Here is a 25,268-nt window from a genome sequence, read left to right on the forward strand (position 1 = left end):
CAGACTGCGCGGGCGAGACTGTGGGCGCGAACCCGGCCGAGCGGATTCAGGCAAAGCGGTGCGACACGCGAATCACCTGCCGGGCGATGTACGCGCCGGTCACAATCACAGCGAACAGCCGCAGCGTCTGCATCGCCAGCACGAAGCCGACGTCCGAATGGGTGTCGATGGCAATGATCGCCATGGCATCAAGGCCGCCGGGGCTGGTCGCCAGGTACACCGAGAGAAAGTCCTTGCCCATGATTTCAGCGATGCCCCAGGCTGACAGGGCGCAGAGCAGGATCAGCACCAGCGCGCCGGCGATCATCGCGGGCAGCCGCCGCCAGACATAGCTGATGGTCACGCGGTCGAAGCGCAGGCCGATGTAACTGCCGATCGCGCCGTAGGCAATCGCCAGCACCCAGGTGGGTAGGGTGATCTGCAGCACGCCGCTCAATTGCAACGCGCCGCCGAGCAGCAAGGGCACCAGCAACGCCCCGGCCGGCAACCGACTGCCGAGCATCACGCCGACCCCGATCACCAGCAGGCTCAGCCCCAGATTGAGCAGGTTCATACCGTGCAGCAGCGCGTCGGTGCTATGGGTGTCCGAACCGCCAGCATCGGCGCCGATCAGCCGGCTCACCAGCGCGCCGACCATGACCACGCAGACCACCCGCACGTATTGCATGGTGGCGACCACCCGGGAGTCGGCACCGTAATCCTCGGACATCGCGACCATCGCCGACGCCGCCCCCGGTGAAGTCCCCCACGCCGCGGTGCTGCTCTGAATGCCGCCCCAGCGCGCCATGGCGATGCCGACCACCGCGCTCAACGCGACGGTGAGCAAGGTGGCGAAGACCATCACATGCCACGACTGCATCGCCGCCAGCAAAACGCCAACGGTCATGGAGTGGGCGACCAGCACGCCGACGGTGCCCTGACCCAGGCGGAACACGTGCTTGTTGAGGCGAACACTGGCCCCGGCAACGCCGAAGCCGATCGCCACCAGCATGGGCCCAAGAAACAGCGCGGCGGGGACGTGGAAGTATTTGAACAGTTGGCCGGCGCTACCGGCCATGAGGATGAGCAGCAACCACTGGGTCAGCGGGTGCTGGTGGGCGAGGGCGAACGAGGCGGGGCGTGGCAACGCGGATCTCCAGAGCATTGGCGATTCCTGGTAGGTGTTTTCCAATGACGCCCAGTATCGACAGCGCAATCGATCAAGTCTATTTTCTAATAATCATGAATTGATAACTTTGGTTGATATATGGACCTGCGTGACCTGACTTATTTTGAAACCATCGCCGAGCTCGGTCACCTGGGCCGGGCGGCGGAAAAACTCAATCGCAGCCAGCCGGCGTTGACCAAAAGCATCCAGCGGCTGGAGGAGTCCTTCGGCACCAAGCTGTTCCAGCGCGACGGCCGCCGAATCAAGCTCACGCCGGTCGGCGAACTGTTACAGGCGCGGGGCAAGGTGCTGCAGCAAAGCATCGCCCAGACCCAGCGCGAGGTGCGCGATTTCGCCAGTGGCGCGGTAGGGGATATCCGTCTGGGCTGTGCGGCGACCATGGCCGAGTACCTGCTGCCCGAGCTGACCAATGCGTTGCTCAAACGCTCGCCTCAAGTGACCCTGAAACTGGTGATCGGTCAGGACGATATGCTGCGCGAACAGCTGCGCTCCGGGCACCTCGACATGATCATCTGCGCCCAGCGCGGCGCCGAAGAGGAGTTCACCTTCTACCCGATCCTGACCGACGAAGCGGTGGTGATCGCCAGTCGTAATCACCCGATCTTTAAGGCGCCGTTCGAGATGCGCGACCTGTGTCGCTATCGCTGGGTGTTGCCGCCGTCCGGGGTGTCGTCGCGCATCTGGGTCGATGACGCCTTCGCCCGCCACGACCTGCCACTGCCGGACGTGCAAATCGAATCCAACTCGATTTCCCTGCTGCCCCGACTGATCGCCCAGACCAGTCTGCTGAGTTTTATTGCCCGGGAGACGCTGGAGTTCGGCAAGAACATGCAGGACCTGCGCGAGGTGCAGCTGGAACAAACCACCATGGAACGCACCCTGTGCGTCATGCTGCGCCGCGAAGGCTATCTGTCGCCTGCCGCCCACGCCATGGTGCGGATGCTGCGCGACGACGGCGGATCCTTCCTCAGTTTGTCCTGACCGGTGCTTTTAACCCGCCGGGTGGGTTAGCCTGCACACAGACATTCAACTTCCGGAGCGTCAACGATGCAGGTACAGATCCAGCCACAGACCCGCCAGCCGGGCGCCCACGCCATCGCCTATCTGGCCCACGATGGCGAGCATTTCGGCGGCGATCAGTCGCCCCTCAACGACGCCGATTCCGACGAAGACCGCGACCCGGAGGGCGAACTGGATTTGAGCGAACTGGATCTGGACGAGTTCGCCGACGCTGACAAGCTGGACATCAGTTCGTCGAACCTGGAATAGACGAGGGCGTTGGTGCTCGTATCAAATTCATGAAGACACCGCAGATGGATCTGCCGTCTGAGGATCTGTGGGAGCGAGCTTGCTCGCGAAGACGGCAGTACATCCGCCAGATATTCAGCGGATGTACCCACCACTTCGCGAGCAAGCTCACTCCTACAGTGTTGGGTTCAGCCAGCCAGATGCGCAGCCAATGCCTCAACCGCCTGCTCCGCCGTCTCGCTACTGCCAGCCCAGGTACACGCCAGCATCAAATTACGCGGCAAACCGAAATCCTCCACCTGAAACCCCTGCGCGTCGAAGCCTGCCGCGTCATGGGCAATTTGCTCGCGCAACGAGCCATTCGCTGCGAAATACGCCCAGACCGGTTTGCCCAGCGCAACGGCCATCCCCACTTCGAACGCCGTGCCTGAATCCGGCTCGGCGCCGCGAAACGGGTCGAGGTTGGCCAGCACCGCGTCGCAGCCTTTGATCATCGCGATATTGGCATTGCAAATGACCGCGGCGGTCTCTTCAGGCGACAGCCCCTGAGGCACTTCGTTATCAAAAGGGTACAAACCCTCAAGACCGTGCCGAGCGCAGAGGGCTTTCAACGCGCGGCCGTGCTCGATGGCGTCGGCGCGAAACACGTCGAAGCCTGCGAGATAAACGAGGGGTTTGTCAGCGGAAGCCATGACGATCTCCTGAAAAATGCGTGAAGGGAGTGTAGCGGGTGGGCAGCGCTCTTTGGTCCGCGCCGTTGATCGGGCGGGCGCCATCCTACAGCAGTCAGGGCTGGAATCTGTACGGATAACCAGTATCCTGACGCTCTTCCGTCAGCCTTTACGTGACCTCGCCGTGAGCCTTTCCCCCCTCGACAATCCGTTTTATTACCTGGACAACTTCCGCCAGGTCCTGAACTGGATCGCCCAGCGCTACGACGACCTGCTCGATGAAGACGAGCGTCGCTTCATCGACGATTTTGCCCAGCTGCCGCAGCCGGCACAGGCCTTGCTGGTGCGCATGGTCATGCGCAAAGGCACGTTGTTCCGCGCCAGCAAGCTGGATTACGCCGAGATCGGCGATGTCCGGTTGGCCGCCGCGCCGTTGCTGGAATCCGGCTGGGTCGACGGTCAGCCTCATCTGGACCTTCACGCTCTGTTCGCGCTGCTGCGCAAAGATGAGCTGGGCCAGTGTTTCAAAGCCCACGGCGTCAAAAGCGCCGAGAAAAAATCCGACCTGCTGCAGCGCCTGCTGCCGATCTACGAATCGCCCCAGCGCCTGGAGCACTGGTTTGCCGGGTTTGAAGAAGTGATCTTCGCCCTCCAGGTCATGCCCCTGTGCGACCGGCTTCGCCTGCTGTACTTCGGCAATCTGTACCAGGAATGGTCGGAGTTTGTCCTGGCGGACCTGGGCATATATCGCTACGAGAAAGTCGAGTTTTCCGTCGAATCCCGTGGCATCAACCAGCGCGCCGACATCGACACCTGCGTGCACCTGCACAGCTGCCGACAGGCGCTGGACGACGGCATGGCATTGACCGACCTGGCGCCGCAAGCGCTGGCGGTCACGACCGACAACCCCTGGCTGGCCATGCGTCGCGCCAAGCTGTTGTTCAAGATCGGTCAGCAGGCCGAACGCGAACAGGACTGGCCGCTGGCGCTCAGCGTCTACGCGCAGTCCAGCTACCCCGGCGCCCGCGTGCGCAGGATTCGCGTGCTCGAACGCAGCGAGCAATTTCTCGACGCGATGACGTTGCTGCTGGAAGCCCAGTCGGCGCCGGAAAACGACGAAGAAACCCAACACCTGCTGCGCATACAGCCGCGTCTGAAACGCAAGCTGGGCGAGGGCAGCGTGCAGAAACGGTTGAAACGAACGGTCACTCGGCTTGATTTGAGCGTGCTGCCGCTGCCCGATCACAGCGTCGAACGGCTGATCCAGCAGCATTTGGCGGAAGAGGGCAGCGAGGTGCACTACGTCGAGAATGCGCTGGTCAATTCGCTGTTCGGTTTGCTCTGTTGGCGGGCGATCTTCGCGCCACTGCCGGGGGCTTTTTTCCACCCGTTTCACAGCGCACCGAGTGACCTCTACAGCCCGGACTTTTACCAACGCCGCGCAGCCCTGTTCGACGAATGCCTGGCGCAGCTCGACGACCAGCGTTACGAAGCAGTGATCCGCGACACCTACCTCAGCAAATTCGGCCTGCAATCGCCCTTCGTGTTCTGGGGCGCGCTGACCCCCGCACTGCTGGATCAAGCGCTGCATTGCCTGCCGGCGCAACACCTCAAACGCTGGTTCCGCCGCCTGCTGCAAGACATCAAAGCCAACCGCACCGGCATGCCCGACCTCATCCAGTTCTACCCCGAACAACGCCGCTACCGAATGATCGAAGTCAAAGGCCCCGGTGACCGCCTGCAAGACAACCAACTGCGCTGGATCGACTTCTGCGCCGAACACGACATGCCGGTGGTGGTGTGCTATGTGAAATGGGCGGAAGAAGAAGTGCGGGCGGTGGGGTGAGCTGGGATTGGCTGACGCGGGGACAGATTAATTTACGGTGAAGCGCTGTAAATAAATCAGTCCCCTTTAAACAAAAGGCTTCCCGGCTAATGCCGGTCCTACTAACCGTTTTTGATCTTCATACGCAAAAAGTTCAGACACCGCCAATCGCGACTTGGGTGCAGGCCGAACGCAGACGACGCGGAGTGGGTCGAGCCGCATGGATGCGGCGAGAGCGCCGTCAGGACATGGATGTCCGTTCGGCGCGGGCCCACGGAGCGAGACCGGAGTGAAGGAACCCCGAGGTACGAGGGGCCCAACCAGGAGCAAGCACCCTTGGTTACTTGGGGTGCTTTTCCAAGTAACTCGCCGAAGGCGAAATGTCTGCCCTTAGGCAGACGCTTTAGATCTTGATCCTGAAAACACCTGCCTAGCGCTTGAGCTTTTTCGCCACCACCGGCAACGGCGCAAACAACGCCGCAATATCCTCATCCTGCAACTTCCAGTCCCCAGCCTTGCGCCCATCCAGCACACCCGCCGCCAGCGCCGCCTTCTCCTGCTGCAAATGCTGAATCTTCTCCTCCACCGTCCCCCGCGCAATCATCTTGTACACGAACACCGGCTTATCCTGACCAATCCGATACGCCCGATCCGTCGCCTGATTCTCCGCCGCAGGGTTCCACCACGGATCATAGTGAATCACCGTATCGGCCGCCGTCAGATTCAGCCCCGTGCCCCCCGCCTTCAGACTGATCAGAAAAATCGAATGCTTGCCGCTCTGGAAATCCTGCACCGGCACCCGCCGGTCCTTGGTCTTCCCGGTCAGCAGCGAATACGCGATCCCGCGCTGCTTCAACTCCGCCTCGATCAACTCCAGCATCGACGTGAACTGAGAAAACAACAGAATCTTGCGATTCTCCGCAAACAACTCCTCCAGCATCTCCATCAAGCTGTCCAGCTTGCCCGAACTCGACTGCCGCGGATTGATCGGCGCACTGTTGACCAGCCGCAGGTCACAGCAGACCTGACGCAGCTTGAGCAACGCTTCAAGGATAATGATCTGGCTGCGCCCCACGCCTTTCCGGGTGATCTCGTCGCGGACCTTCTTGTCCATCGCCAGGCGCATGGTTTCGTACACATCGCGCTGGGTGTCATTGAGCTCGACCCAATGCACGATCTCGGTCTTCGGCGGCAGCTCGGTCGCCACCTGCTCCTTGGTCCGGCGCAGCAGGAATGGCTTGATCCGCGCATTGAGGTGCTCCAGGCGCTCCTCGTTGCCGAGCTTTTCGATCGGCGTGCGGTAATTGCTGTTGAACTGCTTGGCATCCCCCAGCCAGCCGGGCATCAGGAAATGGAAAAGCGACCACAACTCGCCCAAGTGGTTTTCCAGCGGCGTACCGCTCAGGCACAGACGCTGCCGCGCATTCAACTCACGCGCCGCCTGCGCCGCTTTGCTATTGGGATTCTTGATGTACTGCGCTTCATCAAGCACCAACACATGAAACAGTTGCTGGCTGAGCACTTCGACGTCGCGCGGAAGCAGGGCATAGGTCGTCAGGATCAGGTCGACATCCTGCAGGCGCTTGAAATCCTGATGGCGCTGGGTGCCGAACAGCGCCAGCACGTTGAGTTGCGGCGTGAAGTGCTTCGCCTCGTCCATCCAGTTGGGGATCAGGCTGGTGGGCATCACCACCAGCGCCGGCCGATCGAGACGCCCGGCCTGTTTCTCCAGCAGCAGGTGCGCCAGGGTTTGCAGGGTCTTGCCCAGGCCCATGTCATCAGCGAGCACGCCACCGACTTCCAGCTCGCGCAACGCCTGCATCCAGCTCAGGCCCTCCAGCTGATAAGGCCGCAACGTCGCATTCAGGCCTTCCGGCACCTCGCCGCGCACGTCCTTGATGTTCACCAGTCGTTCGGAGAACTGCCGCAGCCGGTCGCCGCCCTGCCACACCAGCGGCAAGTCATCGAGCTGACGGAGCCGCGCGGCGTCCGCAGTATTCAGGCGAATGGCGTTGTTGCCATCCTCGCGCCAGTAGAAATCGCCGAGGGTCGCCAGCACCGGTCTCAATCGGCCATAAGGCAGCGCCACCTGAATCGGCACGCCCCCACGCTGAGTGAAATGGTTGAGCTGAACCAGCAACTGCTCGTCGTCCCGACGCTTGGCGATACCGCTGGCGGTCATCAATTCCGGGTGGGTGCGCAGCAGGTTGATCAGGATCGGCAGCAGGCTCAGCCGCTCGCCGTTGACGATGATCCCCAGCTCCAGATCGAACCAGTCGCGCTCCGGCTCGTCATCGACCACGGCATACCAGTCGTCCACCGGGGTCACGTCGAAGCCGAAGTCCTCGCTCATCTCGACCTGCCAGCCTTCGGCGCGCAACCGGGGCAACTCGTCGAGAATGAAGCTCAGCCAGGCTTTGTCGTTCGGCAGCTCGAACATTTCGCCAGCACTGTCCGGTAGCGCCTTGCTCTGGCGGGTGGCGATGCGGAAGCCCAGCTCCTGGAGCTGTTTGCGGTACACGCCTTCACGCTCCGGATGCCGGCGCATGCGCAGCGTCTCGTCCGGCAAATGCCAGAGGATGTCGCCGCCACGGCCCGGGGCAGGCACGCCGGACACATAGGATTCGCGATAGCGAAACGCCAGGGCGGCGCGGTGCTGGATGTGCCGCTGCATCTTGCCGTTGCGCGGCTCGTAGGCGCTGTACTCGAAGCTGGCGAGAATCAACCGCGGCTCGGGCTTGATGTTCTTTTCCAGGCGCTCGGGCAACTTGGGTTTTTGCTCGACGACGTTCGGCCTGCGCGCAACCGCTTCGCCATCGACCGCTGCCAGAATCCCGGGGCTGTTTTCCGGGGCCTGCAAAAAGAACAGCGCCGCCGCACAGTGCTTGCAGTTGTTTCTGACCGGGCAGGTGCATTTGCCGACGATGAAATTGCGCGTGCGCTCCGGGTCCTTGAACAACAGCGTCTGGGTGTAGTTCTCCAGGCTTGAACCCCGGCACACTGTGCGCACGACATCGCCGCTCAGGTGGTCGAGCATGACGCGCTTCTGCCGCGCGTACTCCAGACCCCGCTCGACTGACTGGGTTTTGAACAGGGGTTCCCACGGCAGGGCGAGGGCTTTTTCCAGGTTGGACGCCACGTCTAGGCCTGCGTCAGCGGGGTGGCTGGACAGGAGAAACCTTGATCAGCATGGCGAGGCTTCCGTTGTCCATGTAAGTAAGTTCTCCGTTTCTGACGCGGGTGGCCTGACGCATGCGTTCGCTGGTCACCAACACGCCATGACTGTCCACCTGGTTGACCCAGAAATTCGCGTCGATGTCAGTAAAGCGCGCCAGACCCAGGCTCACCGTGCCCTCGATGGGGAAGTGCCCGAACTGCTCCTGACCGTCACTGATCGCCACCTTGCTCGGCGTGGCGCTGAGGTCCTGTTGCCAGGCGGTGTGCAGCAGCACTTTATAGCCGTCGCTTGATTCCAGCTTGTTCACCAGGGTGTCCAGCGCTGTGGGCGTCTGGCTGTCCGTGCCCAGCCGCTGCGCCCCTTCGGCCCAGTTTTCCGGCGCGGGTTGATTGGTCGCCGCCGGCTCGCCGTTCTGGCGGAACAGGATCAGTTCCACCTGATAGGCGCCATCGGCAAAGGCCGCCGGGGCAAACAGCACCAGCAGCAGGGTGAGGGAGCGGATCAAACCCATGGTGAATCCTTAAGCCGATTTTTTGGAAGGCGGTGGGGTCAGGCGTTCGAACAGCGCCTCCAGCGTGGCAAAGCGTTCTTCGGGGCGCTCCATCGGCACCATGAATTTGAACAGCGTGGCGCCTTCGAACTTGTAGCGTTTGGGCTGGCTCTGGATCAGCTTGATCAGCGTCAGCGGGTCGACCGGGGTCTCGGCCGCGAACTCGATGCGTCCACCCTGGGGCCCGGCGTCGACCTTCTTGATGCCCAGTTGCTCTGCCTTCAGCTTGAGGGACGTCAGCCGCACCAGGTTTTTGGTGGGTTCCGGCAACAGACCGAAGCGGTCGATCATCTCGACCTGCAGGTCCTTGAGGCCCTCTTCATCGGCGGCGTTGGCGATGCGCTTGTACAGAATCAGGCGCGTATGAACGTCCGGCAGATAGGCTTCCGGAATCAGCCCCGGCACCCGCAGATTGACCTCGGGACCGCCACCCAGCGGCTGGTCGAGGTTAGGCTGCTCGCCCTTGCGGATCGACTTCACCGCGCGTTCGAGCATTTCCATGTACAGGGTGAAACCCACCGCTTGAATCTGCCCGCTCTGGCCGTCGCCGAGCAGTTCGCCGGCGCCACGGATTTCCAGGTCGTTGGTGGCGAGCACGAAGCCCGCGCCGAGGGCCTGGGTGTTGGCGATTGCCTCCAGACGCTTCTCGGCGTCGGGGGTGATCTGCTTGCGCGGCGGCGTCAGCAGGTAGGCGTAGGCCTGGTGGTGACTGCGCCCGACCCGGCCGCGCAACTGATGCAGCTGGGCCAGACCGAATTTGTCGGCACGTTCGATGATGATGGTGTTGGCGCTCGGCACGTCGATGCCGGTCTCGATGATGGTCGAGGCGATCAGCACGTTGAAACGCTTGTGGTAGAAGTCGCTCATCACCTGTTCGAGATCACGCTCGTGCATCTGCCCGTGGCCGATGCCGATGCGTGCTTCCGGCACCAGTTCGGCCAGGTCTGCGGCGCATTTCTCGATGGTTTTCACATCGTTGTGCAGGTAGTACACCTGACCGCCGCGCAGCAACTCACGCAGCAACGCCTCTTTCACGGTCGGCTTGTTCTGCTCCATCACGAAGGTGCGCACCGACAGACGACGGGCCGGCGGCGTGGCGATGATCGACAGGTCACGCATGCCGGCCACGGCCATGTTCAGGGTCCGCGGGATCGGCGTGGCGGTGAGGGTCAGAATGTCGACCTCACTGCGCAGGGCCTTGAGCTGTTCCTTCTGACGCACACCGAAGCGGTGCTCTTCGTCGATGATCACCAGCCCGAGGTTTTTGATCTTGACGTCGTCCTGGAGCAACTTGTGGGTGCCGATGACGATGTCGATCTTGCCCTCGGCCAGATCGGCCACGGCGGCGTTAATCTCTTTCGCCGACTTGAAGCGGCTCATCACTTCAACCGTCACCGGCCAGTCAGCGAAACGGTCGCGGAAACTGTTGTAGTGCTGCTGGGCGAGGAGGGTGGTGGGCACCAGAATCGCCACCTGGCGGCCGCCGTGCACGGCAATGAACGCCGCGCGCATGGCCACTTCGGTCTTGCCGAAGCCGACGTCACCGCAGACCAGACGGTCCATGGGCTTGGGCGCGAGCATGTCGGCGCGCACGGCCTCGATGGTGGTCTGCTGATCCGGGGTTTCTTCGAACGGGAAGCCGGCGCTGAAGGTGTCGTAGTCCAGCTTCGGATCGGCGAAGGCATACCCTTCGCGGGCGGCGCGGCGGGCATAGATGTCGAGCAGCTCGGCGGCCACATCACGGACCTGTTCGGCGGCCTTGCGCTTGGCTTTCTGCCAGGCTTCCGAACCCAGACGGTGCAAAGGCGCGAGCTCGTCATCGCTGCCGGTGTAGCGGGCGATCAGGTGCAGGTTGGCCACCGGCACGTATAGCTTGGCCTCTTCGGCGTAGGCCAGCATCAGGAACTCGGCGACCTGATTCTCGACCTCCAGCGTTGCCAGCCCCAGATAACGGCCGACCCCGTGATCGATGTGCACCACCGGCGCGCCTTCACGCAGCTCGGCGAGGTTTTTGATCACCGCGTCGCTGGCGTGGCTGTCGGCGCGCTTGTCGCGCCGACGACGCTGCATGACCCGCTGACCGAACAACGGGCTTTCTGCCACCAGCGCCAGCGCCGGCTCCTCTAGCACCAGGCCTTCGTCCAGCGGCCCGATGGTGATCGCCAGACGCTCCTTGCTGTCGACGAACTCCTGCCAGCTGTCCAGGGTTTTCGGGCGCAGCTTCAGGCGTTCGAGCAGCTCCAGCAACACTTCACGGCGACCGGCGGATTCGGCCGTAAACAGCACGCGTCCCGGGAACTCGCCGAGGAATTTCGACAGCGCCGCCAGCGGTTGACTTGCCTTGGCTTCGATCGCCAGATCAGGCAGCACCTGCGCCGGAAAACGCTCGCGGCCAACGCCGCTTTCGACGTCGTCCTGACTGGCGACCACACGGGGCCAGTTTTTCAGGCGGGCGAAACAGTCGTCCACCGGCAGGAACAGCTCGGCCGGTGGCAGCAAAGGGCGCTCAGGATCGACACGGCGTTCTTCGTAACGGTTGCGCACGTCCTTCCAGAACGTCTCGGCCGCCGCTTCGATCCCCGGCATCGAGAACACCTGGGTGTCCTGGGGCAGGTAGTCGAACAGCGTGGAGGTTTCTTCGAAGAACAGCGGGATGTAGTACTCGATACCGGCGGGGGTGATGCCGCTGTTCAAGTCCTGGAAGATCGGGCTGCGGCGGAAGTCGACGTCGAAGCGTTCGCGGAAGCGCGCCTTGAAGCGCGTCACCGCTTCCTTCTGCAGCGGGAATTCCTTCGCCGGCAACAGACGCACCGAATCGACCTTGTCGATGGAGCGCTGGGTTTCCGGCTCGAAGGTGCGCAGGGTTTCGATCTCGTCATCGAACAGGTCGATGCGGTAAGGCAGTTTGCTGCCCATCGGGAACAGGTCGATCAGCGCGCCGCGGACGGTGAACTCGCCGTGCTCGTACACCGTGTCGACATAGCGATAGCCGCTGGCTTCAAGGCGGGTGCGCATGGCGTCGACGTCGAGCTTCTGGCCGACGTCGAGCACCAGGCTGCTGCCGAGCAGGAAACTGGTCGGCGCCAGACGGTGCAGGGCGGTGGTGATCGGCACCACCAGCACGCCGTGCACCAGCTCCGGCAGCCGGTACAGGCTGGCGATGCGCTGGGAGATGATGTCCTGATGGGGCGAGAACAGATCGTAGGGTAGGGTTTCCCAATCGGGGAAATGCAAGACCGGGAGATCAGGGGCAAAAAACTTCAGTTCCTGTTCCAGTCGCTCGGCGCTCTGGCTGTCTGCGGTGAGCAGCAGGGTGAAGCGTTTCGCGGCGCTGGCAGCCTCGGCGATGGCGAGACTCAGGGCGGCACCGGGGAGGTTACCCCAATGTTGTTTGCCTGCTGCAGCAGGCAGAATCGGAAGGCGCAGAACGGGCACGGAAGTTAAAGCTCCAGGCGTTGCGGCAAAGCCGAGGAGTGTAACTAATCCGCAGAGACGCTGTCAGTTTTGTGCGCCGGGAATTATGTAGTGCTCCAGGTCCTGAAAAGTCTGGATTGCTCATAAACAAAGGCCTGTGCATAATGTAGTCCCTTTTTTCAGCCCCTACATGTGGAAGGTTCCCGTGACTCAGAAGCCCGACCAGTGTCTTGGTGAATGGATCGATCGTGAAGCCCTCGCCGAGGCGATGATCCCGCTTATCGGTCAGCTCTACCGCAATAATAATGTGGTGAGTTCGATCTATGGCCGCAGCCTGATCAACCGTTCAGTCATCGCGATTCTCAAAGCACACCGCTTTGCGCGTCACCGCCAGGCTGACGCCAGCGAGTTGTCCGTACACGAGACGTTCCCCCTCGTCAAAGCCATGAGCGAGCTCAAGCTGGGCGCCGCTTCGGTGGACCTGGGCAAGCTGGCGGTGAAGTACAAGGCCGAGGCCAATGGCCGCACCCCTGAAGAGTTCATCCGCGAAGAAATGGCCGAGGTCATCGGTCAGCAGAATTCCGGTGAGCGCAAGGGCACTGACGTCGTACTGTACGGCTTCGGTCGCATCGGTCGTCTGCTGGCACGCATCCTGATCGAAAAAACCGGTGGCGGCGACGGCCTGCGTCTGCGCGCCATCGTGGTCCGCAAGGGCGCTGAAAACGATCTGGTCAAGCGCGCGAGCCTGCTGCGCCGCGACTCGGTCCACGGTCCTTTCGACGGCACCATCACCATCGATGAGGCCAACAACACCATCTGCGCCAACGGCAACCTGATTCAGGTGATCTACGCCAAGAACCCGGCCGAGGTGGATTACACCCAGTACGGTATCAAGGACGCGCTGCTGGTCGACAACACCGGTGTGTGGCGCGATGCCGAGGGCCTGGGCCAGCACCTGCAATGCCCGGGCATCGACCGCGTGGTTCTGACCGCGCCGGGCAAGGGCAAACTGAAGAACATCGTGCACGGCATCAACCATCAGCAGATCACCGCTGATGACAAGATCATCTCGGCGGCGTCCTGCACCACCAACGCCATCGTGCCGGTGCTCAAGGCGGTCAACGACAAGTTCGGCATCGTCAACGGTCACGTCGAAACGGTTCACTCGTACACCAACGACCAGAACCTGATCGACAACTTCCACAAGGGCGATCGCCGTGGCCGCAGCGCTGCGCTGAACATGGTCATCACCGAAACCGGTGCGGCCACCGCTGCAGCCAAGGCCCTGCCCGAGCTGGCTGGCAAGCTGACCGGTAACGCGATCCGCGTTCCAACGCCAAACGTGTCCATGGCCATCCTCAACCTGAACCTGGGGACGGCGACCACCCGCGAAGAGATGAACGAGTACCTGCGCCACACTGCGCTGTATTCGGATCTGCACAAACAGATCGACTTCGTGAACTCCCTGGAAGTCGTCTCCACCGACTTCGTCGGCTCGCGTTACGCCGGTGTGGTGGATGCCGAAGCGACCATCGCCATGGATAACCGCGTTGTGCTGTACGTCTGGTACGACAACGAATTCGGCTACAGCTGCCAGGTGGTCCGCGTGATGGAAGAAATGACCGGGGTCAACCCGCCAGCCTTCCCGAAGTAGGTTGAAGGCAGCGGCAAGCGCTAAGCCGCAAGCTGAACTGCGAAGTAAAAAAACGCCCCGACTGGTTCGGGGCGTTTTTGTTTTTACTTGCTGCTTGAAGCTTGAAGCTTGCCGCTTGTCGCTTATAGCTCTCGGCGATCAGCCGACCGCTGTCACGCCCTGAATCCGCGTCTGACCCTTGCGGAACAGCACCAGCGTGGCGATCAGGCCCAGCACCGCCGCACCGCTCAGCCAGATGCCCGGTGCGGCTTTATTGTCCAGCACGTGAATCAGGTAAGTACAGGCCGCCGGCGTGAAGCCGCCGAACGTCGCAGTCGCCAGGCTGTAGGCCAGGGAGAAGCCGGTGGTGCGTACTTCGACCGGCATGATTTCGGTCAGGGAAACCACCATCGCGCCGTTGTACGAGCCGTACAGGAAGGACAGCCACAGCTCGACCATCAGCAGGTTGCCGAAGCTCGGGTTGGCGGTCAGCCAGGACAGGGCAGGGTACGCCGTGATGATCGCCAGAATGGTCGCCGCCAGCAGCAGGGGCTTGCGGCCGATCCGGTCCGACAGCGCGCCCATCACCGGCAGCCAGATGAAGTTCGAGATACCGACGCAGACGGTCACCAGCAAGCTGTCCAGATCAGACAGGTGCAGCTCGTTTTTGCCGAACGTCGGGGTATAGGCGGTGATCAGGTAGAACGACACGGTGGTCATGACCACCAGCGCCATGCCGGCGATGACCAGACCGAAGTTCTGACCAATCGACTTGACCACTTCGCCCAGGCTTGGGCGGTGGTGTTGCGCGCGGGCTTCGAACTCAGGGGTTTCTTCGAGGGAGCGGCGGATCACGAAGATCGCCGGAACGATCAGGCAGCCAATCAGGAACGGCACGCGCCAGCCCCATTGGCCCATGTCTTCCGGGCTCAGCCAGTGGTTCAGGCCGACGCCCAGCAGACCGGCGAAAACCACCGCGGCCTGTTGGCTAGCCGACTGCCAACTGACGAAGAAGCCCTTGCGGCCCGGCGTGGAAATCTCCGCCAGATAGACCGAGACACCGCCCAGTTCAACCCCGGCCGAGAAGCCTTGCAGCAGGCGGCCAATCAACACCAGGATCGGTGCAGCAACGCCCAGGGTCGCGTAACCCGGCACGCAGGCAATCAGCACCGTACCCATGGCCATCATCGCCAGCGTAATCACCAGGCCTTTTTTCCGGCCGTGATGGTCGATGTAGGCGCCGAGGAAAATGGCACCCAGCGGGCGCATGAGAAAGCCGGCGCCAAAGGTCGCCAGCGACAGCATCAACGATGCGAATTCACTGTCGGCGGGGAAGAAGGTTTTGGCGATGGCCGTGGCGTAAAAGCCATAGACCATGAAGTCAAACATTTCAAGGAAGTTGCCGCTCACAACGCGAAATATCGCCTTGCCTTTGCCCGTGTTCGAGGCCATCTGGAATTACTCACTTAAGCTGTCTAGCTGGGGGGATCCGTTGTATTTATGCGTCCTCTGCTGCGGCGCCCGCGCTTGGCCTCGGGCGCCCCAGATTTGTAACGATATGTGTAAAGCTGGCGGTTGGCAATCAGAACGCCCCGCCCATCGACCACGGACCTCCCGCTGCGCCCACGCGAAAACAATATTTATGTATCCCATCGATGGGCTCATTCCCGGTTTAACTCCCCGCAAATTCTCTCAGTGCCTGACAGGCCCCTGAGAGATCCTCAATCCCTTGCACGAGTTAACCGGCAAATGAGCCCGAAATTTGACCTGATTGCTGCGGCTTCCCGGCGACCGACCCTGAATGACGTCGCGATCAAGCAGCTGCATTGCGCAGTGCAACAACAATTCCCGAACCTTGAAATCGATCCCGAGATTTCCGTCATCACCCGTACGGGACCCGACGGCATTCAGCGCGCGGAAACCCTGCTCAAAAATCTGCAGCAGGCATTTCTGACAGGGAAAACCCCACGCTGGCGCGCCGGCGCCAACACCTTTGTCATTGATCAGGCCGTCCGGGACGCGACTGCGACGCCAATCGATTTTGACCAACTGAATATCCTGGTCGATACAGTTGCTCTGGACCTGAACGACCAGTTTCAGCGAGCGACGGTGGAATTCTGGGGCGCGTCGGCGGCAGACGGGCAAACCCTCTGGTCACGCCTCGCCGATGCGTTGAAGAAGGGTTATCTGAAGGCGCTGGACGACACCCCGGGGTTGCCCGAAAACGAGGGGGATTTCCTGCGTCCCCTCGCTTCTTTTTCCGATCAGACCCAGCGCAATTTCATGGTGAGTCTGGACCAGGCCCATCCGGACGATGTCATTCGCGCCTGCATCCCCCAGGCAGTGGACGCCTCGTCACCGGCGTCAGTGCTGCCCGTGCTGGCGGCGACCGGTGTCTGGGGCGGCACGGAGATGTTCTTCACCTGGCAGTCGCCGGGCCTCCTGGTCAGGCATGGCTCGCTGACCGAGCTGTTAGCCAGCATCGATATTCCTCAGTCCGTCGACCATCCCCAGACCTGGGCGCTGCGCGAGGTTGAGGGTGATCTGTTCTGCGCGCTGGCTCAGTCGATACTGGCCCAACAACTGCAGCAGATCGCCCGGCTGGACGCCGCCGACGCGGAGGATTTTGCTGATCTCGATCGCCGTATGGCCGCTGCCACCGACATCACGCCTTTTTTGCTCCCGGCCGTCCCCGGGATGCAAAGCCCCGAGACGCTTCCGGACTGGTTGCGCAACGCCAATGTTGCCGACCGAATGGATTTCAGCCGTCGAATGATTGCCGTGGCGAGCGCTCCGTCGGGGGCACCCGGCACGTTTAACCAAGACCTTCCGCCGTTGCTGGATTACGCCAGCCAGCAACTGCAGCGTGAAATGCTCGCCGATCACCCGGAGGCCGCGGATCTGCTGATCGCCGATCTGGACGTGGTTATCCGCAAAGTGATCGCCGCTGCCATTCCCAGCGGTGGTCAAGTGGTCGCCTCAGGCCTGGTCGAGCCCGTACGCATGAGCCTTGCCGAGTTTGCGCTGGAAAACCTTTCCGGCGAGCCGGCCGGTGCGCTGCACGTCGTGCACAGGGACGGCACGCCGGCGCCGGACTGGTTCAGTGGCGATTATCTGCGGTTGCTGGTGTGTCAGGTGGACATCGGGCGCCACTATCCGGCGCTGCTGAAACGGGTGTTGGTGACTGACCCCGTTGAGTCCGCCAAGCGACAGGGGGCGTATATTGCCCAGCTTCGCGCTCAACTGCCTCTGCAGGCGCTGGAGCTGAAAATGCGTGGAGAAGGGCATTTCTGCGACAGCGCCTATCAGCACGTTATCGCCCTCGTGCAGCCGCCGCAGCAGCGCCCTCCAGCGCTGCGCAACACGACCCTGCGTCCGCTGGCCTTCCACGCAACGGCGGGGTCCCAGGCGGATGAGGTCGCCAACATGTTCGTGATCGGTGATCGCGATACGACCCGAGGACCGGTGTTGCTGTACCGGCCGTTTTCCCGCCAGTCGCTGACTGAGTTCACGTCCTGGGCTGGGCTGCGTACCGCGATTGTCGAGCCGGGCGAACTTCAGGACGACGTACTGACGTGGATGGACGATCACGCACGGCAGATCTACGCCAATGGCGGCTTTGATCAGCCCCATGTCGTGCGCTTCGGCCAGGGGTCGGAGTTCGCGCCCCTGGAGACGCCGGCGCCTGCACAGCTGGCGGTCGACGAAGTCGTCGGTGATCCGCTGGTCGCGCTGTTCAAGGCCAATGCGTCCGCACTGATCCAGCTGGCGGACAGGCAGTCCACCTCCAACGCCGAAAGCCGCTGGGCGCTGCTCAAACGTGGCGGCTGGCTCGCGCTGGAATCGCTCATGCCTTTCATGTCGGGGCCGGTCGGCCACGCGCTGTGGCTGGTTCAACTGATGAGCGAAACCCAAGGGGCCCTGGCTGAAGACGGCAATGCCACTGCCAGCGAACGCGGGGAATCCATGGGCAACGTGCTGCTGACGGTGGCGATGCTGCTGTTGCACAGCTCGCTGGGCGAGGCCGCCATCCCCGGTCGCCAGCGCGCTGCCCGGGTTGTGCGACCGACGCTGGCGGATCTGCTCACAGCGGCGTCGACGCCTTCAAGCGCTTCAAGCGCTTCAAGCGCGTCGACCCCGATCATTCCGGCCCCCGCGCCTGATCCTGTTGCCATGCCGGCCAACCTTGAAAACCGGCTCGACTTCACCTGGTCTCGACCCGATCAGAGCCTGACTACGGTGCAGAAGCTCGCGCTGCGGTCGTTCGAAACTCTGCCAACGCCCGAGCTGCCGCAGCCGTCGGACGCTCCTGGCACCCACGGTCTGTATGAGCAGGACGGCGCCTGGTATGCCCACGTCGACAACGCCGTCTTCAGGGTTCAGGTCGATGATGGTGACGTGCAGATTGTTCATCCCCACAACCTTGAACGCACCGGGCCATGGCTGATGCGCGAGGGTGATGTGTGGCGTCTGGACCTCGGGCTGCGACTGCGTGGCGGAGGGCCCAAGCGCAGCGCCCGGCAGTTGGCCCTGGAAAATGCCGCCCGGCTCAAGCGCGTCAACGCCGAGAAGTCCGAGCTGCTGAAGCGTCAGAACGATCTGTACATTCGCATTGTGGCGAACGACAACCGCATTGATGCCACGCCCCTCGAACAGCACCACGAGGTCATTGCGCTGATCGAGACAGACGTCCGTGCCGTGATGGAGATCATTGATCGCAAAAACGAGCTCGATCAGTCGCTGCGTCCTGCCGACCGCACCCCGGACAAAACCTATGCCACGGACCTGCAAGGCATCGCCCGGCGGATCTGTTTGCTGGAGGGCGTCCTGCTCAGCGACATGCTCGTCGTGGCCCAAGAAGACCTGGCCCGGATGCGCGCGGTGTCCAGAACCGTTTCGCCGGAGAATGTGGGGCTTTATCTGGGGTTGTTCGAAAAGTCCCTGGTGCTGCAAGAGAGCGGCGTGCACTGGGCGATGGTCAGAGAGGGACTGTGGCAAAGGCTGCGCGAGGTGCCAAAGGTGGGCGAGGCCTACTGGCGCACGGAGGCGCTGGAGTTCTACAACAACCGCATGTTCTCCCTGATTGATTGGCGCGCCAGTCGCATGTGGTCGTCCCTGGAGTTGTGTTTCAGTGCCGAGAGCGTCCTCGATACCCAAAGAGCTGTCAGGTTCAAGCGTCTGCTCGACGACGACTCGCTGCACGCCGCACTCACCTCCCAGGCGGAGCTGGAAAGGCCTCACGATTACACGATCGCTGAACAGATCAGCGTGCTGGAGAGCTCGCTCAGGGAGTATGACCGGGCCTCGATCGTCGCCCTGGCCACCTTTGAGAGTGAGCCCGAGGTGGTCAATCCCACGCATTTTCACCGGTTTTTCGAAGACCTGTCGGCGATTTCCGATCGGGCCGAGCACCGGCTGTCGGCCCTGATACGCGAGAGCGAGGAACCCGCCGATACGCCTGCGGAATATGTCCCGAGGGTCAGGCAGACTCGCAAGCGAGTCATCAAGACCCGAGGGCAGCGCACATTGATCGGCCGACTGCGTGAAGGCGAAGAGCCCTCACTGGGTGAAGTCGTTGAGGTCAAGGCGGCCACTGGTGATCGCGTGGTCGGCGCGTACCACCAGCACGCGGAGGGGGAATGGGTCGAGATTGAGGAGCAGCCACGCAAGCCGGTCAATCGCGACAGTATCGTTCCACTGGCAGAGCTCATGCGTCGAAGCCGCGCCCTGCTGGAACGGGTGGAGCCCGAGATTGCCAGCGCGGTGCGTCAGTCACGCCGTGCCAACGAGCCCGAGGACATGGAAGACATCCTGGTGCAGAAGGCCGACAAGCTTGGCGAGCTGGTGGAAAAACTGCAGATCCATCTGGACGACCCCGATGCGGGAGAGGACGGCGCTCGGTCGCTGCAGGCGGTGCTCGACGATTTGCAGGCGGGCCAGTCGCGGTTTCGCGAGCAGGGGCGCCAGCTGCGTATCGAGATGATCAAGCGCCAGCCGCCGACGGCCAGTCGCATCAGTTATCTGGATCGCCAGCACGAGGTGCACATCGCCCGGGTGGAGGGGAGGAAAAACATGTCGGGGGCCCGTCGCAACGATTTTGTGCAGGAGTATGCGATCCGCGGCAAGGACGACCACCTCCTGTGGTGGGCGCATTTTCACTACGCCACTGAGCACGCGGCGGCGGATGCCTTCACTGCCGCGCACCTTAAACTCCCGGAACAGCGGCTGATGGGTTACAGCGCGATGCTCAAGGCCGCCAAGGACAACAAGGAAGTGGTGAGCATTTATCGCAGCGCCATCGGCAAGGAACTGGCGCAGCGGTTGTTTCTGCATCTGGCCGAGTAATTCCTCAGGCCCAGGGCAAAGGCAGATGCCTGGGCGTGCGATTTTTTTAGGATTCGTCACGCAAGGGATTTATCATCCGCAGCAATTCGGCGGTCGAGTGAGGTTTCCAGCACTCGACCCGCGACTGCGCAGAGAAGTCTGCCGGGGGACGCGACCAAGGGTTAATGGTCGTTTGTCCTCGTTGAGACTAGACTGCGCCGCGAGTTTCGATCCTTCATGCCGCCCGCGGCGGCATGATTCAGCCAGAGGCACCAGAGTGGTGTCTCGGCCAGTTCTGAGGAGTACGCATGGCTGTCTACAACTACGACGTGGTAGTGCTGGGTTCGGGCCCGGCGGGTGAAGGCGCGGCGATGAACGCTGCCAAGGCCGGGCGCAAGGTGGCAATGGTCGACAGCCGCCGGCAGGTCGGCGGCAACTGCACTCACCTGGGCACGATCCCGTCGAAGGCCCTGCGTCACTCGGTCAAACAGATCATCCAGTTCAACACCAACCCGATGTTCCGCGCCATCGGTGAGCCACGCTGGTTTTCCTTCCCGGACGTTCTGAAGAACGCCGAGAGGGTCATCAGCAAGCAAGTGGCGTCGCGCACCGGTTACTACGCCCGCAACCGTGTCGACGTGTTCTTCGGCACCGGCAGCTTTGCCGACGAGCGCAGCATCGACGTGGTCTGCAACACCGGAATCGTGGAAAAACTGGTCGCCAATCAGATCATCATCGCCACCGGCTCGCGGCCTTATCGCCCGGCCGATATCGACTTTTCCCACAAGCGCATCTACGACAGCGACACCATCCTCAGCCTCGGTCACACACCACGCAAACTGATCATCTACGGCGCAGGCGTCATCGGCTGCGAATACGCGTCGATTTTCAGCGGTCTCGGCGTCGAGATCGAACTGATCGACAACCGTGACCAGTTGCTGAGCTTCCTCGACTCGGAAATCTCGCGGGGCCTGAGCTATCACTTCAGCAACAACAACGTGATGGTTCGCCACAACGAAGAATACGAGCGCGTTGAAGGGCTGGACAACGGCGTGATTCTGCACCTCAAGTCCGGCAAGAAGGTCAAGGCCGACGCTTTGCTGTGGTGTAACGGCCGTACCGGCAACACCGACAAGCTGGGTCTGGAGAACGTCGGCATCAAGGCCAACGGTCGTGGACAGATCGATGTCGACGAAGCTTACCGCACCAGCCAGCCGAACATTTATGGCGCCGGCGACGTGATTGGCTGGCCGAGTCTGGCCAGCGCAGCTTATGACCAGGGTCGTTCGGCGTCGGGCAGCGCGGTCGACAACGGTGCGTGGCGCTTCGTCAACGATGTGCCGACCGGGATCTACACCATTCCCGAGATCAGCTCCATCGGTCAGAACGAACACGACCTCACCATCGCAAAAGTGCCGTACGAAGTGGGCAAGGCGTTTTTCAAGAGCATGGCCCGCGCGCAGATTTCCCACGAGCCGGTCGGCATGTTGAAAATCCTGTTCCACCGGGAAACCCTGCAGATCCTGGGCGTGCACTGCTTTGGCGACCAGGCATCGGAGATTGTGCACATCGGTCAGGCGATCATGAATCAGCCGGGCGAGGCGAACACCCTCAAGTACTTCGTCAACACCACGTTCAACTACCCGACCATGGCCGAGGCTTATCGGGTAGCGGCGTACGACGGCCTTAACCGGCTTTTTTGAGCGGCTCCGGCCGGTGGCCTGAGCCGGCCGGGGAGACCGATTTCAGTACTTCCCAAGGGTGGCGCTGGCCAAACCGGGAAAGTCTGTAATCAGGCTGTCAACGCCGAAGTCAGCGAGCCTGCGCATGAGCGCGGGCTCATTGACTGTCCAGACAGACACGTGCAGGCCCTGATTCTGTGCTTTCTTCAGGCGCTCTGGCGTGCACAGCGTCCAGTTCAGCGCGAGAATTTCGCAGCCATACCCCTGAGCCACTTTCAGTGGGTCGAGCCAGGCGTACTCCGCCACCAGCCCGCGTGAGATGTCCGGCGTCAGCTCCAGGGCCGCGCGCAGCACTTCCCGAGAACTCGACGTGATGGTTACTTTGTCCAGCAACCCGTGGCGCTGAGCCATTTCGCGGATGGCCAGCACGGTCGTCGCCGCGCGGGTGCGTGACGCGCTTTTGACTTCAAGCTGCCAGTGGTCGAAGGGACACTGTTCGAACAGTTCTTCCAGACGAGGAATGGGGCAGGGCTGCACCCAGCCCGGTCCGCCCTTGCGCGCGTCGTAGGTGACCAGATCGGCGGCATCGTGTTCGACGACCTTGCCGCGCCGGTCGGTGGTGCGCTTGAGCGTCGGGTCGTGGATCACCATCAGCTCGCCGTCGCGGGACAGATGCAGGTCCAGTTCGCAGCGTTTGACGCCGTGTTTGAGGCATTCCTGAAAGCTGGTGAGGGTGTTTTCCGGTGCTTCGCCCTTGGCGCCGCGGTGGCCGTAAATAATGGTCACAATCACTCCTTGGTACGCATAGCGCTGGAATAAGTCGAGCTGGAATCAGTTGGGCTTGACGTCTGGGTCACTTTGCTCACGGGCCAGGCGTCGCTGCGCGGCTTGTCGTTGCAGGATGTGTCGGGCAAGCAATTGGCGCTGGGCATCGGTGAGGTCGATCCACTCGCTGCCGACGTCAAAATCGCCGATGGCCAACGCATCGCAATGTGTCACCCGGGCGCGCAGCATCATCCCCGAAGCCTGGGGCATCAGCACCATTTTCACCGACAGCAAGGTGCCGGGCGGGAAGGGTTGAGGGGTCACGAATTGCAGACCGCCCTCGGACATGATCACGCGCTGGGGGGCGCCCAGCTTGCCCAATGCGGTGTGCGCAACCACTTGACCGAGCAGGTCGATGCGTTTGCTCATGGCCCGAAGGAAGCTGTTGGTGGTGCGGTCGCGATCATCCAGCTGACGCAGCAGGTGCTGGGATTCGAACTCGGCGACGTGCAATTCGCTCAGCAGATCGAACAGCGTGGAAGTGTCGTGATGGCCAGGTTCATCTCCCGTCTCTGGGCCGGCGATGCGGTTAATTTCCAGTGCGACGCTGTCCTCGATACGGTAGTATTCGCGGCGTTCTTCTTCATCTAGTGTCGGCATGGCGAACCCATGGTAGCGGCGATTGTCAGAGTGATTGCTCAAAATCATGGCTCGGCTTTTCGAGCATGATTCGGCGGTGATTCGAGTGTAAAGCCGCTGGCCCAGGCCCGCCACAAGGACGTTCCCATTCCTTCGAACAAGCCCCTAAATGTTCAGACCTCTTTTTGTATTTATCGGTACGCGCTACACCCGTGCCAAACGTCGTAATCATTTTGTCTCTTTCATTTCCCTGACGTCGATGATCGGCCTCGCCCTGGGCGTGGTGGTGATGATCGTCGTGCTCTCGGTCATGAACGGCTTCGACCACGAGATGCGCACCCGCGTGCTGGGCATGGTGCCCCACGCGACCATCGAGTCCGGCGAGCCCATCAATGACTGGCAGGCCCTGGCCGCCCGCGTCAAACAGAATAAACAGGTCGAAGCCGTTGCGCCGTTTACCCAGATGCAAGGCCTGCTGACCAACAACGGCAACGTGCAGAAGATCCTGCTCAACGCCATCGACCCGGCGCAGGAGCGCAAGGTGTCGATCATCGACGGCTTCATGAAGCAGGGCAGCCTCGACGATCTGGTCGCGGGCGGCTTCGGCGTGGTGATCGGCGACAAGGCCGCGACCAAGCTCGGGGTCGGCATGGGCGACAAAGTCACCTTCGTGTCACCCGAAGTCACCGTGACCCCGGCGGGCATGTTCCCGCGCATGAAGCGCTTCACCGTGGTCGGCATCTTTCATGTCGGCGCCGGCGAGCTGGACGGCTACCTGGGCGTTACCAACCTGCAGGATCTGGCGCGGCTGCACCGCTGGAAGCCGGATCAGGTGCAGGGCTTGCGCCTGAAGTTCACCGACCTGTTCAAGGCGCCGCGCACGGCGTACGACATCGCCCAGAATCTCGGCGAGCATCAGTATTACTCCCGTGACTGGACCCGCACCCACGGCAACCTGTATCAGGCGATCGGCATGGAGAAATCCATTATCGGCCTGCTGCTGTTGCTGATCGTGGCCGTGGCGGCGTTCAACATCATTTCCACGCTGGTCATGGTGGTCAACGACAAGCGCGGCGACATCGCCATTTTGCGCACCCTGGGCGCGACCCCGGGCCAGATCATGGCGATCTTCATGGTCCAGGGCACGGTTATCGGCGTGGTCGGAACATTGATCGGCGCCGGTGTCGGCATTCTTGCGGCGCTCAACGTCAGTTCGGCGATCTCGGCGCTGGAAGGCCTGATCGGTCACAAGTTTCTCAATGCGGATGTCTACTTCATCGACTATCTGCCTTCGCAATTGATGGCCCAGGACGTGCTGCTGGTATGCGGCGCGGCGCTGGTCCTGAGTTTCCTCGCCACCCTGTATCCAGCCTGGCGTGCTGCGCGCACCCAGCCGGCGGAGGCGCTACGTTATGAGTGAGTCGGGCATGAGTGATAAAGCTGTACTGAGCTGCCGCAACCTGGGCAAGTCCTACGAGGAAGGTCCGGAATCCGTGGTCGTCCTGTCGGGGCTGCAACTGGAGTTGCACCCGGGCGAACGCGTGGCGATCGTCGGCAGTTCGGGGTCGGGCAAAAGTACCTTGCTCAACTTGCTCGGCGGCCTCGACACGCCGACCGAAGGCAGTGTCTGGCTGGCGGGCGAAGAGCTCTCGGCGCTGAACGAGAAGGCCCGCGGCCTGCTGCGCAATCGCGCCCTTGGCTTCGTCTATCAGTTCCACCACTTGCTGGCCGAGTTCACTGCGCTGGAAAACGTCTGCATGCCGCTGCTGATCGGCAAGACGCCGATTCCGGAAGCGCGTCAGCGCGCAACCGCCCTGCTGGAGCGGGTAGGGCTCAAACATCGACTGGCGCACAAGCCATCGGAGTTGTCGGGTGGCGAACGCCAACGGGTGGCGATTGCCCGCGCGCTGGTCAACCAGCCGGGTCTGGTCATGCTCGACGAGCCCACCGGCAACCTCGATTCGCATACCGCCCAAGGGATTCAGGACCTGATGCTGGAACTCAGCACGTCGTCGCGCACCGCTTTTCTGGTGGTGACCCACGACATGACGCTGGCCCGGCAGATGGACCGCGTGTGGCGTCTTGAAGAAGGCCGTCTGGTCGAAGCCTGACCCGCACAACCGGTGCCTTTCGGGCATCGGCTTTTTACTTTCAGCTGCTTAGTTACGGTG

General features: G+C 62.1%; 16 protein-coding genes. 8 read left to right on the plus strand and 8 right to left on the minus strand.

Translation table 11 applies throughout. The features are described 5' to 3' along the window. Positions 1–46: 46 nt before the first annotated feature. Positions 47–1,144: an AbrB family transcriptional regulator gene (locus BBI10_RS15000; RefSeq protein ID WP_065989576.1), complete on the minus strand. Its 1,098-nt coding sequence runs from the start codon at positions 1,142–1,144 to the stop codon at positions 47–49. A 102-nt stretch (positions 1,145–1,246) separates the two neighbouring features. On the opposite strand from BBI10_RS15000, the gene BBI10_RS15005 reads away from it, so the two are divergent. Further along, a complete protein-coding gene (locus BBI10_RS15005; protein ID WP_065989580.1) occupies positions 1,247–2,149 on the plus strand; it encodes a LysR family transcriptional regulator in 903 nt (300 codons plus the stop codon). Between the two features lie 66 nt (positions 2,150–2,215). Next, positions 2,216–2,437 (plus strand): hypothetical protein, encoded by a 222-nt coding sequence (locus tag BBI10_RS15010; RefSeq protein WP_065989581.1) that lies wholly within the window; start codon positions 2,216–2,218, stop codon positions 2,435–2,437. Between the two features lie 167 nt (positions 2,438–2,604). On the opposite strand, the gene BBI10_RS15015 is transcribed toward BBI10_RS15010, so the two are convergent. Then, positions 2,605–3,108, minus strand: a complete 504-nt coding sequence (locus BBI10_RS15015) for a nucleoside 2-deoxyribosyltransferase (protein ID WP_065989586.1) — start codon at positions 3,106–3,108, stop codon at positions 2,605–2,607. 163 nt (positions 3,109–3,271) lie between these two features. Between BBI10_RS15015 and BBI10_RS15020 the strand changes: the two genes are divergently transcribed. Further along, positions 3,272–4,933 (plus strand): VRR-NUC domain-containing protein, encoded by a 1,662-nt coding sequence (locus BBI10_RS15020; protein WP_065989588.1) that lies wholly within the window; start codon positions 3,272–3,274, stop codon positions 4,931–4,933. Positions 4,934–5,342: 409 nt separating this feature from the next. Here BBI10_RS15020 and BBI10_RS15025 read toward each other — a convergent pair whose 3' ends face one another. From BBI10_RS15025 to mfd, 3 genes are read right to left on the minus strand one after another with little or no spacing between them, the layout of a single operon-like run. After that, on the minus strand, positions 5,343–8,051 hold the full coding sequence (locus BBI10_RS15025; RefSeq protein WP_065989590.1) for a DEAD/DEAH box helicase: 2,709 nt from the start codon (positions 8,049–8,051) through the stop codon (positions 5,343–5,345). A 13-nt stretch (positions 8,052–8,064) separates the two neighbouring features. Further along, positions 8,065–8,601 carry a CsiV family protein gene (locus BBI10_RS15030; RefSeq protein ID WP_065989591.1) on the minus strand — a complete coding sequence of 179 codons (537 nt, stop codon included), beginning with the start codon at positions 8,599–8,601 and terminating at the stop codon, positions 8,065–8,067. Positions 8,602–8,610: 9 nt separating this feature from the next. Next, positions 8,611–12,075 (minus strand): transcription-repair coupling factor, encoded by a 3,465-nt coding sequence (mfd, locus tag BBI10_RS15035; protein ID WP_065989593.1) that lies wholly within the window; start codon positions 12,073–12,075, stop codon positions 8,611–8,613. Positions 12,076–12,244: 169 nt separating this feature from the next. On the opposite strand from mfd, the gene BBI10_RS15040 reads away from it, so the two are divergent. Further along, the gene (locus BBI10_RS15040) at positions 12,245–13,708 is read left to right on the plus strand and encodes a glyceraldehyde-3-phosphate dehydrogenase (RefSeq protein WP_065989594.1); all 1,464 of its coding nucleotides are present in this window, start codon (positions 12,245–12,247) and stop codon (positions 13,706–13,708) included. 138 nt (positions 13,709–13,846) lie between these two features. Here BBI10_RS15040 and BBI10_RS15045 read toward each other — a convergent pair whose 3' ends face one another. Continuing rightward, on the minus strand, positions 13,847–15,139 hold the full coding sequence (locus tag BBI10_RS15045) for an MFS transporter (protein ID WP_065989595.1): 1,293 nt from the start codon (positions 15,137–15,139) through the stop codon (positions 13,847–13,849). 297 nt (positions 15,140–15,436) lie between these two features. Between BBI10_RS15045 and BBI10_RS15050 the strand changes: the two genes are divergently transcribed. Next, complete coding sequence (locus tag BBI10_RS15050; protein ID WP_065989597.1) at positions 15,437–20,032, plus strand: dermonecrotic toxin domain-containing protein; 4,596 nt, start codon at positions 15,437–15,439, stop codon at positions 20,030–20,032. A 287-nt stretch (positions 20,033–20,319) separates the two neighbouring features. Then, positions 20,320–21,714 carry a Si-specific NAD(P)(+) transhydrogenase gene (gene sthA / locus BBI10_RS15055; protein ID WP_065989599.1) on the plus strand — a complete coding sequence of 465 codons (1,395 nt, stop codon included), beginning with the start codon at positions 20,320–20,322 and terminating at the stop codon, positions 21,712–21,714. 42 nt (positions 21,715–21,756) lie between these two features. Here the strand turns inward: sthA and BBI10_RS15060 are convergent, their stop codons facing one another. Both BBI10_RS15060 and BBI10_RS15065 read right to left on the minus strand, forming a co-directional pair. Beyond that, positions 21,757–22,479: a glycerophosphodiester phosphodiesterase gene (locus BBI10_RS15060; RefSeq protein ID WP_065989601.1), complete on the minus strand. Its 723-nt coding sequence runs from the start codon at positions 22,477–22,479 to the stop codon at positions 21,757–21,759. A gap of 45 nt (positions 22,480–22,524) precedes the next feature. Then, entirely contained in the window at positions 22,525–23,118 is a 594-nt protein-coding gene (locus tag BBI10_RS15065; RefSeq protein ID WP_065989706.1) for a PilZ domain-containing protein, read from the minus strand. Positions 23,119–23,266: 148 nt separating this feature from the next. Between BBI10_RS15065 and BBI10_RS15070 the strand changes: the two genes are divergently transcribed. Together BBI10_RS15070 and lolD are read left to right on the plus strand one after the other, a co-directional pair. Beyond that, on the plus strand, positions 23,267–24,517 hold the full coding sequence (locus BBI10_RS15070; protein ID WP_065989603.1) for a lipoprotein-releasing ABC transporter permease subunit: 1,251 nt from the start codon (positions 23,267–23,269) through the stop codon (positions 24,515–24,517). A 7-nt stretch (positions 24,518–24,524) separates the two neighbouring features. After that, on the plus strand, positions 24,525–25,208 hold the full coding sequence (gene lolD / locus BBI10_RS15075; protein ID WP_167355799.1) for a lipoprotein-releasing ABC transporter ATP-binding protein LolD: 684 nt from the start codon (positions 24,525–24,527) through the stop codon (positions 25,206–25,208). The last annotated feature ends 60 nt before the right edge of the window (positions 25,209–25,268 follow it).

Source organism: Pseudomonas graminis, from assembly GCF_001705435.1.
GTDB lineage: Bacteria > Pseudomonadota > Gammaproteobacteria > Pseudomonadales > Pseudomonadaceae > Aquipseudomonas > Aquipseudomonas graminis_B.